10 protein-coding genes and 1 pseudogene are annotated in these 12,754 nt (G+C 60.1%); 7 read left to right on the top strand and 4 right to left on the bottom strand.

From position 1 onward, the window contains the following. The 4 genes from AOQ71_RS18985 to AOQ71_RS18970 all read left to right on the top strand — a co-directional run. On the top strand, positions 1-765 hold a 765-nt coding region (locus tag AOQ71_RS18985; RefSeq protein ID WP_157083437.1), incomplete at its 5' end, for an ATP-binding cassette domain-containing protein. 12 nt (positions 766-777) lie between these two features. Then, complete coding sequence (locus AOQ71_RS18980) at positions 778-1,860, top strand: ABC transporter permease (RefSeq protein ID WP_057741267.1); 1,083 nt, start codon at positions 778-780, stop codon at positions 1,858-1,860. Between the two features lie 90 nt (positions 1,861-1,950). Continuing rightward, on the top strand, positions 1,951-3,078 hold the full coding sequence (locus tag AOQ71_RS18975) for a substrate-binding domain-containing protein (protein ID WP_430648601.1): 1,128 nt from the start codon (positions 1,951-1,953) through the stop codon (positions 3,076-3,078). Positions 3,079-3,188: 110 nt separating this feature from the next. Further along, positions 3,189-4,442, top strand: coding sequence for an LVIVD repeat-containing protein (locus AOQ71_RS18970; protein WP_057741272.1), 1,254 nt, complete (start codon positions 3,189-3,191; stop codon positions 4,440-4,442). 1,277 nt (positions 4,443-5,719) lie between these two features. On the opposite strand, the gene AOQ71_RS18960 is transcribed toward AOQ71_RS18970, so the two are convergent. Together AOQ71_RS18960 and AOQ71_RS18950 are read right to left on the bottom strand one after the other, a co-directional pair. Further along, positions 5,720-6,025: a hypothetical protein gene (locus AOQ71_RS18960; RefSeq protein WP_157083338.1), complete on the bottom strand. Its 306-nt coding sequence runs from the start codon at positions 6,023-6,025 to the stop codon at positions 5,720-5,722. A 346-nt stretch (positions 6,026-6,371) separates the two neighbouring features. Beyond that, positions 6,372-6,533, bottom strand: a complete 162-nt coding sequence (locus tag AOQ71_RS18950) for a Flp family type IVb pilin (RefSeq protein ID WP_057741287.1) — start codon at positions 6,531-6,533, stop codon at positions 6,372-6,374. 201 nt (positions 6,534-6,734) lie between these two features. On the opposite strand from AOQ71_RS18950, the gene AOQ71_RS45190 reads away from it, so the two are divergent. From AOQ71_RS45190 to AOQ71_RS18935, 3 genes are all read left to right on the top strand, one after another. Beyond that, positions 6,735-6,926, top strand: coding sequence for a hypothetical protein (locus tag AOQ71_RS45190; protein ID WP_157083339.1), 192 nt, complete (start codon positions 6,735-6,737; stop codon positions 6,924-6,926). Between the two features lie 581 nt (positions 6,927-7,507). Next, entirely contained in the window at positions 7,508-7,681 is a 174-nt protein-coding gene (locus AOQ71_RS45185) for a hypothetical protein (protein WP_157083340.1), read from the top strand. 1,986 nt (positions 7,682-9,667) lie between these two features. Continuing rightward, complete coding sequence (locus AOQ71_RS18935) at positions 9,668-10,027, top strand: VanZ family protein (RefSeq protein WP_083513878.1); 360 nt, start codon at positions 9,668-9,670, stop codon at positions 10,025-10,027. A gap of 11 nt (positions 10,028-10,038) precedes the next feature. On the opposite strand, the pseudogene AOQ71_RS18930 reads toward AOQ71_RS18935, so the two are convergent. Continuing rightward, positions 10,039-11,337: pseudogene (locus tag AOQ71_RS18930) on the bottom strand (UDP-glucose dehydrogenase family protein). Positions 11,338-11,348: 11 nt separating this feature from the next. Beyond that, positions 11,349-12,754 (bottom strand): mannose-1-phosphate guanylyltransferase/mannose-6-phosphate isomerase (locus tag AOQ71_RS18925; protein ID WP_245316978.1); only part of this gene is annotated, 1,406 nt, incomplete at its 5' end.

Genomic DNA, 12,754 nt, shown 5'->3' with positions numbered 1-12,754 from the left:
GGCGTGGCTCGGCTGGCATTTGATCAAGCCTCGATCGGTGCAATCGGGCCGATCGATTGCAGCGTTCACGCGGGCGAAATCGTTGGACTCGTGGGCTTGCGCGGTGGCGGTCAGGAGACGCTTGGCCGTGCGCTGTTTGGCGTCGAACGTCTTACAGGCGGCGGAATCCAGGTCGATGGCATGCCTGTTGATATCGATTCTCCACGTCGGGCAATGAACCTCGGGATTGGTCTCGTCTGTGCAGACCGCGTCGGAGAATCAATCATTCCGGGACTTTCGGTACGCGAGAACGTGTTCCTTAATTCCCCAGCGGCAGGAGGCAAGCTTTCGACTTGGCTTTCGCCGCGGAACGAGCGTTTTGCCGCCATGCAGCTGGGAGAAACCGTCGATCTTCGACCCAACGACCCGAACCTCGCCATCGAATTGCTTTCCGGCGGAAATCAGCAAAAGGTCGTGGTCGGACGCTGGCTGAATTTAAAATCGAAGATCTACGTCTTCGAGGACCCGACCGCCGGCGTCGACGTCGGCTCGAAGGCGGAGATCTACAGGCTCTTCGACGTCGCGCTCAATGAAGGCGCGGGCATTTTGATCGTTTCAACCGACTTCGAGGAAATCGCGAAGGTCTGCCATCGCGCCCTTGTGTTTAGTCGAGGCCAAGTCGTGCGCGAAGTTCATTCAGAAGATTTGTCAATCAGCAATTTGCTCGCTGCCGCTTCCGCCGGCGTTGAGCGAAATAGCGCCGCAGCAGTAGATGCGGTTCACTGAGCGAGACCCAGGATGCAATCCATAAAGTCGAATGCTCTGGAACCGACGAGGCCAGAACTTGCTTCGTTGTCCCGCGTTCAGGCGGTCTTGCGGTTGCTGCCCGTGTACGGCCTGCCCTTGCTTACGTTGCTGCTCATCGTCTTCTTTTCGTTGCTTCTGCCCGACACGTTTCCGACTTGGCTAAACGCGCGCTCTATCCTCGCGGACAAATCGATCGTCGCGCTGCTTGCACTCGCCGCAACGCTGCCGATGATGGCAGGCCGCATAGATCTCACGGTCGGATTCGGCATAGTGATGTGGCACATCCTGGCCATCAGCTTTCAGGTGAAGTATGGCGTGCCGTGGCCGATAGCGATCCTCCTCGTCATGGCCTGCTCCGGGTTCGTCGGTCTTGTCAACGGCGTGCTTGTCGAAGTCGCGCAGGTCGATGCCTTTGTGGCGACGCTCGGCACGGGCACCATCCTTTATGCGCTCGCGCTCTGGCACACAGAGGGCCGTCAGATCATTGGCACGCTGCCGGCGGATTTTATCGCCATCAACTCGGCTTCGCTCTTCGGCATACCCATCCCTGCATTCTACGTGCTCGGCCTTGCCTTGCTTCTCTGGATCTTCAGCGAGCGCCTGCCGATCGGACGATTTATCTATGCTATCGGCGCCAACGAGAAGGCGGCTGCCCTTAATGGCATCCCCGTCCGGGCTTGTGTGATCGGCGTGTTCGTCACCTCCGGTATCATTACCGGCTTGGCCGGTTGTGTGCTCGGCGCGAAGCTGCGAATCGGTCAGGCCAATGTCGGCCTCGACTTCCTGCTGCCGGCGCTCGTTGGTGCCTTTCTCGGGTCGACAACAATCAAGCCCGGCCGCGTGAACGTTTGGGGCAGCGTGTTCGGCATCCTTATTCTGGCGGTAGGCATCTCGGGCATTCAGTTATTTGGCGGCGCCTTCTTCGTCGAACCGCTGTTCAACGGTACGACGCTGGTCGTCGCCATCGCTCTCGCCGCTTTCGCGCAGCGGCGCCGTACCGTCGTCAGGCCGCCGCGCGATCCACAGCCGGCACCGGTAGAATCAGAATCCGCGAAGGCAGCCAGGGTCGCCTGATGTCTTTGCGCAAACGCCGGCTAAGCCGGCCTGGCGACCTGGAGGCCGCCTGTTAATCCTGGGAGAGAAGCAATGACAACGACCAAAATTATAACGACCAAAGCTATAATGACGCGACTTTTGACTTCGGTAGGGGTGCTGTGGCTAGGCATGGCCCTGGCGCACGCCGACGACGACACGGCGTATATGGAGAAGGCGAAAGCCTTTCTTGAAAATGTTGCCGCGCCTGTGACCAAGTGGGACGGCCCTACCGCGGGTCCGAAAGCGCAGGGCAAGAAGCTGATCGTCATCGTCTCGACCGATCAGCGCAACGGCGGCGCGCAGGGCGCCGGCGATGGTGCGGCGGAGGCAGCCAAGGCGATGGGCTGGGACGTGCGCCAGCTCGACGGCCAAGGCACCGTGCCCGGGCACGCAACAGCGCTGACGCAGGCGATTGCGATGAAGCCTCAAGGCATCCTCAACGTAGGCATCGACAGTAAGGAGCAGCAGCCACTTCTCGAGCAGGCCGCCGCCGCCGGCATTAAGATTGTCGGCTGGCACGCAGGTCCAAACCCGGGCGCGATCGAGGGCATTCCTGCCGTATTCACCAACGTGACGACCGATCCGACCGAGGTCGCCACCTCTGCCGGGCTTGAGGCCGTGGTCAAGTCCGGCGGCCACGCGGGCGTCATCCTGTTCACAGACTCGATTTATGCGATCGCGACTGCCAAGACGAATGCGGAACGAGCGGCCGTCGAAGGCTGCAAGGGCTGCAAGGTACTCGAAGTCGTCGACACTCCGATAGCCGATCTCTCCAACCGGATGGGTCAGCTCACTACCTCACTGCTTTCCAAGTACGGCAAGCAGTGGACTTATTCGATCGCGGTCAACGACCTCTACTACGACTTCTCGGCCCCTGCGTTGCAGGCCGCAGGCGTCGATCCAGCCAACGGCTTCCCGCAGCAGATCTCGGCGGGCGACGGTTCGGTTCCCGCATTCAAGCGCATCCGTGACAAGCAATATCAGATCGCGACCGTGGCGGAGCCGCTCAACTTGCAGGGCTGGATCATGGTCGACGAAATCAATCGCGCCTTCGCTGGCGAGAAGCCCAGCGGGTTTGTTCCTCACGTTCACCTCTTCACCGCTGAGAACGTCGAGAAGGACGGCGGCAAGGATAACAAGTTCGACCCCGGCAACGGCTATCGCGACGAGTACAAGAAGATCTGGGGCGTGAAGTAATCAGGTTACGACAGGAAAAGACAGAAAAGGCGGTCGCGCGCGAATTTGCGGCGGCCGCCGCCGACCTGGACGTTCAGGGCGGCCATTACCCCTTGCTAGAGAGACAACAGATGAGCAGCGATCTTCCTAAGCCCGACCACGCAACCTCCAATTTCAAGCTCGTCGGCTATAGCGACCAGGGCGGTCGATGCGACGGCGTTCAGATCATGGTTCACAAGGGCTTCGCCTACATCGGGCACATCTTCTCCAAGGGCTTCACGGTGGTCGACGTGCGCGACCCCGGAAAGCCGAAGACGGTCAGATACATCGCCGCGCCCCACAACACTTGGACGCTCCACCTCCAGGCGGCCGAGGATAAGCTGCTCGTTATTCACAACAAGGACATGTTCGCGCAGGCCGAACTCGCCGACGAAAAGAACTACTACAAAGGCTCGGTTGGGCACCACGCAAACGAGAAGAATGAGAAGCGCGACTGGTCGGCCGGCATGGCCGTCTATGACATTTCGGCGCCGGGTGACCCCAAGCAGATCGGCTTCATGCCGGTCGACGGCACCGGCCTGCATCGCATCTACTGGACTGGCGGGCGCTGGGCCTATGCTTCCGCGCTGCTTGATGGCTTCACCGACTACATCATGATCGTGATCGACCTCGCCGATCCGACGAAGCCGCAACTCGTCGGCAAGTATTGGCTGCCCGGCATGAACAAGGCGGCCGGTGAAGTCCCGAACTGGCCGACCAAAAGCGGCCGCTTCGGCCTGCATCATCCAATCATCCAGGACGACATTGCGTATTGCAGCTGGCGCGACGCCTGTCTCGCAGTTGTCGACGTGAAGGACAAGGCCAATCCAAAACTCATTACCCACAAGGTGTGGGCTCCACCCTTTGGCGGCGGAACGCATAATGCCCTTCCCCTACGTGATCGTAACCTCCTTGTCGTGGTCGATGAGACGGTGCTCGACAATCAAGAAGACGGGTTCAAGCCGATCTGGATCTTCGACAATCAGGTCAAGTCCAATCCGATAAGCATCTCGACCTTCCCAGCCCCGTCCGACAAGGACTATCTGAAGGTCGGAGGCCATTTCGGCCCGCACAACATCCACGAAAACCGACCCGAATCCTTCTATAGCGAGGAGGTCATCTTCGCGACTTATCAGAACGCCGGCTTGCGCGTGTACGACATCAGGAATCAGTTCCGACCAAAGGAGATCGGCGCCTTCGTGCCGCCGCCGCCCACGAAATGGGTGGACCCGCGCCCCAATAGACCCGTTGTGCTGCACTCGGCCGATGTGTTCGTCGACAAGAACGCGCTCTGCTACGTGACGGACTTCAGCGCCGGTCTCTATATCGTGGAGTACAAGGGCTGATGCCTAGGCGTCTGTGGCTGACATCCCCAACTTAAGGAACATCGTTTCCTGCGTGAATACGATCACGTCGCTGCATCGAGGCGGTTGCGAATCCTGCGAGATTGCAGATAGCGGGTGGCATAGCCAGCTGCAAAGCCAAAGGTGAGAAACAGATGGAGAGTATCTCGAACAAGTTTTCGCTCATGGTCTTGCGCCGCGCGGCCCCCCTATCAGCCAAGCTGAGCCTCGCCACCATCAGCGCCGACCTCAAATCCCCGCATATCCGAAGTTCGGTCGGTGGCCCGTCCGATGTGACAAAGCCACTATTTGTTTCGGGGAAGCTAGTTCATAGTCCTGACGGCAATCTTACAATCGCCGCCTGGAAGATGCGGGCCCAGACCTCGGCATCGGGCCCCCGTACGGACCCTTGACGGCATCATCACCCAATGAGGCGCGCAAGAGCACTTACCTCGAGATGGTGGCTGGCTGCTCTACAGGACCCGCCGTAGCGGGCCCGTTGGTCGAGGGAACGGCCTTGGCTTACTTTTGATCTACATTGCTGGTCCCGGAGCCTGGGGTGCCGATCGGCAAGCCGTTCGCCGCATGGCCGACACCAACGCCTGGCGCGCTGACAGCACCCGGAGTTTGGTCTTGGGGAAGCGTCTTGACCCCCGTCCTTGCCTGCTCGGCGGGGCTCATCTGTTGGCCGTTGACGCCATTCGAGCCGTTTGTTGCTGTAATGCCAGACCGATCAGTGCCGCTTTGCGTGGTTTGACTGGAGCCGGTCGCGGGCGCCGTCCCATTTGGCGTCGGCGGCTGGACATTCGGATTGATGGGGGAGTTGTTGGTGTGCACGCCGGTCGTGGTCGCGCTCGTGCCCATCCCTGATGGTGCTGAGGGACCGCCGTTCGCGCTGGTCGATGTGCCCGTGCCTGCGCCTGAACTAGCGGATGACCCGGCCGCGCCAGCCGCGCCCCCGCCGGCACCGCCCCCTCCGCCTTGTGCGAGGACCGATGTAGCGACGGCGAGAGACAACGCAGCAACAAGAAGAGATGTTCGGTTCATTGACCTTCTCCCGATGTAAAGCAGGTCAACCGCGCGGAAGTAGCGATAGTTCCTGTCCCGATCAGCCACCGTCTTGCTCCCGATGAGGCAGCGCTGCATGGCTAGCTAGCGTTCCCTCCGGCGCACATCATTTCAGGTTCATCTAATCCGGAACCCTGCTCGCGGGGCGAGCTCGGCCAGCGCGATGCTGGGAGATGCGTCTATTGGAGCCCATTTTCGATGTCGCCATCATTTCACGCAAACGCGAGATGACCGGGCCAGGCCGCGCCGTTCCGCTGCAAAGTGATCAATAGCTTAGTTTGCCTCTGTGCCACGTTGAGAGAGCCGATGGCCCGGCTGGCGAAGCGAGCATCCTTGATCGCGACGTAGCCCGGAAAGTGGCAGGAGCTAACTCTCGGATTGACCACCACTCCGCAGCCCGCAACTATCGAATGCACAGCAGACTGGTCAGGCACCGCAAGCTCGTCGAAATTGCCGGCGACATCGAGCCGGTGCAGGGCGGCCGCATCTGTATCGAGTTGGCCAAGGCGCCTGTACAAGCACGAGGTCATGAACGCGGAGTTAAGGGCCGGCACTGGCGGGGAGCGTGGCTGGCTGGATCTGCGCGAGAGCGGGACCTTCGTCCGGCCGACGAAGGCCGCCTCGTGATGAACACGATGCCGTCATTTCGCGTCGTGCAAATCTTGCTCTAGGAGAGCAATCGTCGCTCTGATGCGCTGGATTTCGACTGCCCGCTCCTCTACGCTGTATCGGTCGGCAGGCTCGCCTTCTCGTTCGATGCGAGCAAGACGCTTCCTGTAGGCCGCGCGAAGCTGCTCAAGGTATGCCTGGACACTGATCATCACCGCCGCCGCGATTGCGCTCCGGATAGATCCTTTGGCCATACTATTTTAGCGAGCTACCGATCGAGCCGAACTTGTCGCTCAGGCTTGTGCCGAGACCGTTGATCACCGTGATGATCGCCGGCGCGATGCCGGCTGCGATCAGCCCATACTCAATCGCGGTGGGACCGTTCTCATCCGCAAAAAATCGCTTAATCAAAATCATTTTGGGCACCTCCATGGGTAGGCACGCCACTACAACTTCTATCAATACGCGCTTTCAACATGGTAAATCGATTAGCACGGAGGCGGTTAATGGCTGTTAGCCGATCTTCTCTCCCAGAAGACGCATGCGCCGATTCTCCTCATGCCTCATTTGGAACCGAATCGCGGACTTCCCTTGGTGCGTTGAAATGAGGTGGCTCCGATGTCGCGCGATTTCTCCAGCCCAAGCCATTGGTTGCAACGCGCAGCTCAGACGCGCGCCAAAGCGGAGCGAACACGAGACGCGGCGGCCAGAGCCCGGCTGATCACTATGGCTGAGGAATACGACCGTCTTGCCGAACAGGCCGAGAGGCAACTGACCGATCAATCAGCATCGATTCCAATCAAGACGTGACTTGGCTGCTCGCCAATCACTAGATCCGAATACCCCGCAAGTCAGTCACGCAATTCATAGAAGGCCGCTGAGGGCGTTGCAGGCAGACCTGCCTCACCTATCCAGCGCTAATTGCCGCTATGGACACTCGGCCCCGGCCCCGACGCTCGGCCGTCCTTTCGCTGGCCGAGCAAAGCAGCCGGATGTATGTCCGCTCAATACGCATTGCGGACTCCAGCCATGATCTCCGCTAGGTCGGCGACGGGGCCACAACAGGCGGTCGGCTTTCCTGGGTTCGTGGTCGGCGCCGGATGGCCGGTCTGAGGTAGATCAGATTTTCAGAAGGGAAAGTTAGCTTTCGGCGTGGGATGAAACCGCCGCCAACGTATTCGGGTAGTGCCCGTCCTTGCACTGGAGCACGAGGTTGCAAGGAGAACGTCACAATGGAGCGGCGCAAGCGGGCGTCCGCGCGCCTTCATTGCAATCGCACCGCCGACCCAGAATTTTGTGCAACATACTGTGAACTACTTCACAGCTCTCTCTCGAACACGGCCTAAAGTCTCGGCGTGCGCAATGAAGCGCCGTTTCAGAGGAATTTGGTCATGGATATTGCACATCGTTCAGCACCCATGTCGTCCCTCGCTCGCAGTCACGACGGCTTGATCACCCTTTCATATGTGGTATTTGCTGCCATCGCTCTGGTGGTACTCTACTTTACAATGGGTGCCCCAAGCTTCGATGAGGCTGCACTTGCCGCCATAAACGTGATGCCGTGATGTGTGCCAGCGGCGGACGCGAGCAGCGCGCTCCGAGCCATTGCTCATCGTTAAGATCTATTGCAACAGTAGTCTGGCCGCGACGTTGCTTGGGACTTTCGAGTAGTTCAACCAATCGATCGAGAATAACGCGTTCGTTAATGCAGCATTGAGGCTCAAGATACTCTCCAAGGATGCGCTGCGCATCACCGAGCGCTGTAGAGATACCTCTTCAGAGCCAATACGACGGCAAGCGCTCGCTCGCGTAGCGGCCTCGCCCGAGGCGCTGGCCGTCCTTCGCGGACCGAGTATTCATTGGGACCGATCAGGCACAAGGTGAGAATCGGCTGTTCCCGATTTAACGTTTTCTCGCGACATCAACACTAACGAGCGGTTTACGTTGCTCGGATGGATTACCTTGATACGCTTGCGAGAATTTCAAGAACGCAGCGTGTTCGAGATGATCAGATACTCATCCTACGGCACGACGAATTCTTCAAAACGATTGCCGACGCTCGATTATAACGATTCGCTTCGTGCCGCATATTGCGAGCTGTTAGAGCTACGTCGGCGCGTCAGGGTTGCCGAAGGCGCCGTTGGGACGAAATCCACCGGAACGAACAAGTCTGCCCGACACAGACCGCCGCCAAGTCCGGCAAGAGGCTGAAACACATGCATGAAGCTGTGGGCCTGTGTCTTCGACGATCCGATCGAGCTCAGCGACGGCAGGAGCCGCGCACCCCTGCGTGAGCCGAGCATGTACATTGCGACGCTGCCCGAATGGCCAGCCCTGTCTCATCTGCAAGCAAACGCACTGCGACGCGCCACCGCATCACCTCTGGTTTTCACTCAACCCAGAGCCACCTGGCCGCAAGCTCAGTGACGAAGCCACCCTCCCGCTATGCCGCTCGCATCATCACGCCTTGCAACAGGCAGCGGCAAGACCATCCTGCTTGATAGCGTCAAGTTGGTTACGCGCCCAAGCGCCGGGGTCGTCACGATCGCCGGCCCTTCGTTTCGCTACGGCGCGCCGGCCGGCGCGCCGTAGCGAAACGTTTACAATGGAAATATCCTGCGAAAACCGAAAGCAGCGCGGGACGTCAGTGATCGTCGTTGACGTCCATGCGAGATAAGCCGCCCGTCCGCCCTGCCTCGCATTCAAGCGGTGCGCGCGATGCCGACTAGGCGTCGTAGCCGCAAACGGCAGAGCGCTAAATGCGCCCTGATCGTTAGGTAAGATCGAAATCAGCGCTCCAGGTGCTTTTCCCGGGGTTCTTCCGAAAGATCCAGATTGTCAGGGTTGCCGCGTCAGGAACAACCATGCTGTCCCCCGCGTGTAGCGTGAACTGTCTTATATCACCGACGACAACCCAAATGGCGTGCGCATAAACATCGGGGACGCTAGTTGCGGTGCAGGAAAGGACAGCGGCTTTAGGTACAGCTCGCGTGACCGATTGAGTAACCGACGAGTCCATGTGAAATGTTGCCATGGCGAATGCTCCAAAAAAACCTGGTTGAAATGTCGCAATGTTTCCGTAGATCCCGGCGAGAGTCAAGAACGTCTCAACCTAGACTTGCTCTCTGATGATACGCTGGACATCGACACCGCTCCACCCCACCGCCATAGCTATGCACCCACGTGCGCAAGATTGCCGACCGGCAACTCGGCTCTCATTTGTTTAGGAGCCCCATAGGCCAGCCTGATCAAAACAACCACTATCAATAGCTACGCGAGGAACTCAAAATGTGTTGGTTTTCAAGAGGCTCAGGTCGATACTTCTTTCTGATTTCAATTTCGCCGATTTGTGCGACCGTCGGCGACGCCTTTGCCGCCGGAGGACAGGAGACTTTGTTGCCTCAGAAGCTCGTCGTACCGCCAGATACAATTATAATGCGTGTCCCATGCAATCCCGGGGTCTATACTTACGATGCGCTCGTTAAACCGGCGGCGGGAGAGATCGTAGCAGGAGCTCAGCGGAGTCTTTTCCGCGTTACCAATAGACTCTGATGAGCATGGCAAAACTTTATCTCGTCGCTGGCTGGCTGGTACTTGCTCTCGTTGCGTTTGTGACGCTAGCGCCGATCTACGATCGGCCGACCATCGCGCCTGCTCATATTGAGCATTTTGCCGCATTCTTTGTGCTCGGCCTGATGTTCATGCTTGCCTACCCAAACCGCATTATTCTTGTGTTCCTGGTCGTTGTTGGAAGTGCAGTTACCTTAGAAGCCGCGCAATTGCTAACTCCGGACAGACACGGGCGGCCCCTTGATGCATTGGTCAAGATTATCGGGGCGATCTGTGGGATAGCGTTGATAGCTCTCGCACGGATCATTGCTCGAGCAGCCAGCAGCTCATCCGAAGACTAGGGGCGGAGCCATCAGCGTCCAATGCTTTCATACACGAAGCCCGCTGGCCATATCTTCGGGCCTAAAGATATTGCGGAGGTCGACGACGACGGGCTGGGCCATGGCCGCCTTCAGCCGATCGAGATCGAGGCCGCGGAACTGGGTCCATTCGGTGACGACGACGACCGCATCGGCACCTTGCGCGCAGGAATAGGCATCTTCGCAATAGGTGATGCTGGGCAGCTCGCTCTTCGCCTGCTCCATGCCGACAGGGTCGAACGCCTTCACCTTGGCGCCCATGTCGAGCAGACCGGTGACGAGCGGGATCGACGGCGCATCGCGCATGTCGTCGGTATCGGGCTTGAAGGTCAGGCCGAGCACCGCGATGGTCTTGCCGCGCAAGGAGCCGCCGAGCGCCTGGCTCACCTTGCGCGCCATCGCGCGCTTGCGGTTCTCGTTGACCGCGAGCACGGATTCGACGATGCGCAAATTGACGTCGTAGTCCTGCGCGATCTTGATCAGCGCCTTGGTGTCCTTCGGAAAGCAGGAACCGCCGAAGCCGGGACCGGCGTGCAGGAATTTCGTGCCGATGCGGTTGTCGAGGCCAATGCCGCGGGCAACCTCCTGCACATTGGCGCCGACTTTCTCGGAAAGATCCGCGATCTCGTTGATGAAGGTGATCTTGGTCGCGAGGAAGGCGTTGGCGGCGTATTTGATCATCTCGGCGGTGCGGCGCGCGGTGAACATCAGCGGCGCCTGGTTCAATGACAGCGGTCGGTAAATGTCGCCCATCACCTTGCGGCCGCGCTCGTCGGAGGTGCCGACCACGACGCGATCGGGAAACTTGAAGTCGCGGATCGCGGCGCCCTCACGCAGGAACTCCGGATTGGATGCGACCACGACATCGGCTGACGGATTGGTCTCGCGGATGATGCGCTCGACCTCGTCACCGGTGCCGACAGGCACGGTCGACTTCGTCACCACCACGGTGAAGCCGGAGAGCGACTGCGCGATCTCCTTCGCCGCGGCGTAGACATAGGACAGATCGCGTGGCCGTCGCCGCGGCGCGACGGCGTGCCGACCGCGATGAACACCGCGTCCGCATCCGCAACCGGCTTGGACAGATCGGTGGTGAAATCGAGCCGCTTGGCCTTGACGTTGTTGGCGACCAGCTCGTCCAGGCCCGGCTCATAGATCGGGATCTCGCCGCGATGGAGGCTAGCGATCTTCTTCTCGTCCTTGTCGACACAGGTGACGTCGTGACCGAAATCCGCAAAGCAGGCTCCAGACACCAGTCCGACATAGCCCGTTCCAATCATCGCGATGCGCATTTCAATCTTCCTCAGCTTCGCTGATAGTCGTCTTCAATCCGGATGATGTCGTCTTCCCCGAGATAGGACCCGGTCTGGACCTCGATCAACTCCAGCATGATTTTACCGGGGTTCTCCATCCGGTGCACCGCGCCCATCGGGATATAGATCGACTCGTTTTCGTGCACCGTCTTCACCGTCTCGTTGACGGTGACGCGGGCGGCGCCGCGGACCACGATCCAGTGCTCGGCGCGATGGTGGTGCTTCTGCAGCGACAGCCGTCCGCCCGGCTTCACCACGATGCGCTTGACCTGGTGGCGCTCGCCATTGTCGACCGACTGGTAGCTGCCCCAGGGCCGATGCACCTTGAGATGCTCCTCGGTGACCTTCGGCGCGACCGCCTTCAGCTTGGTGATCAGGCGCTTCAGCCCGTTGGCATCCTGCTGGCGCGAGACCAGCACCGCATCCGCGGTCGCGACCACGACGAGATCGTCGACGCCTTCGAGCGCGACCAGCGCATGATCGGTCGTGACGTTGCAGTTGCGCGAATCCTCGAACACGGCGGTGCCGTGCGCCGCATTGCCTTGCGCATCCTTGTCGGACAATTCCCACACCGCGCGCCAGGAGCCGACGTCGGACCAGCCGCACGACACCGGCACCACGGCCGCGCGCGAGGTCTTTTCCATCACGGCATAGTCGATCGAGATCGCCTTGGCCGCGCCAAAGGCCTGCGGCTCCAGCGTCACGAAGCCGAGATCGCGGCCGGCATTGTTCACCGCCGAGGACACCGCATCCACGCTCGCCGCATCGACCCTGCGATATTCGCCGAGCAGGAGGCTTGCGGGAAACATGAAGTTGCCGCTGTTCCAGAGATAGCCGGAATTGACGTAATCCGAAGCCTTCACCGCATCCGGCTTCTCGACGAAGCGCGCGACTGCGTGGACCTCGCCTGAGATCACCTCACCCGGGCTGATATAGCCGTACTCGGTCGCCGGCCGCTCCGGCTTGACGCCGAAGGTGACGATGCGTCCCGTGCTCGCGGCGCTGAGGCCCTCGCGGCACGCCGCGACGAAGGCGGCATTGTCCCGCACCACATGGTCGGCGGCGAGCGCCAGCACGATCGCTTCACTGGTGCGGTTTTGCGCGAATGCCGCGCCGGCGGCGATCGCAGGACCGGAGTCGCGGCGCATCGGTTCGAGGATCACGTCGGCCTCGATGCCGATCTCGGCGAGCTGCTCCAGCACCATGAAGCGGTACGCCGCATTGGTGATGACAACAGGCCGGTCGAACAGCGACGCATCGGAGACACGCAGCAGCGTGTCCTGGAAGGTCGAGCGCGGGCCGAACAGCGGCAGGAACTGTTTTGGCCGCACCTCGCGCGAAGCCGGCCACAGCCGCGTGCCGGCACCACCGCACATGATCAGGGGGATAATGCGTT

It is taken from the genome of Bradyrhizobium manausense (genome assembly GCF_001440035.1).
Classification (GTDB): domain Bacteria; phylum Pseudomonadota; class Alphaproteobacteria; order Rhizobiales; family Xanthobacteraceae; genus Bradyrhizobium; species Bradyrhizobium manausense.
Note: the sequence above shows the minus strand (reverse complement) of the source record. Positions and strands in the feature narration are given on the sequence as shown.

Coding starts and splice junctions, on each gene's coding strand:
- AOQ71_RS45190 (WP_157083339.1), top strand. CDS start 6,735: ATGTCGCGCGATTTCTCCAGCCCAAGCCATTGGTTGCAACGCGCAGCT.
- AOQ71_RS45185 (WP_157083340.1), top strand. CDS start 7,508: ATGGATATTGCACATCGTTCAGCACCCATGTCGTCCCTCGCTCGCAGT.
- AOQ71_RS18970 (WP_057741272.1), top strand. CDS start 3,189: ATGAGCAGCGATCTTCCTAAGCCCGACCACGCAACCTCCAATTTCAAG.
- AOQ71_RS18980 (WP_057741267.1), top strand. CDS start 778: ATGCAATCCATAAAGTCGAATGCTCTGGAACCGACGAGGCCAGAACTT.
- AOQ71_RS18950 (WP_057741287.1), bottom strand. CDS start 6,533: ATGATTTTGATTAAGCGATTTTTTGCGGATGAGAACGGTCCCACCGCG.
- AOQ71_RS18935 (WP_083513878.1), top strand. CDS start 9,668: ATGAGCATGGCAAAACTTTATCTCGTCGCTGGCTGGCTGGTACTTGCT.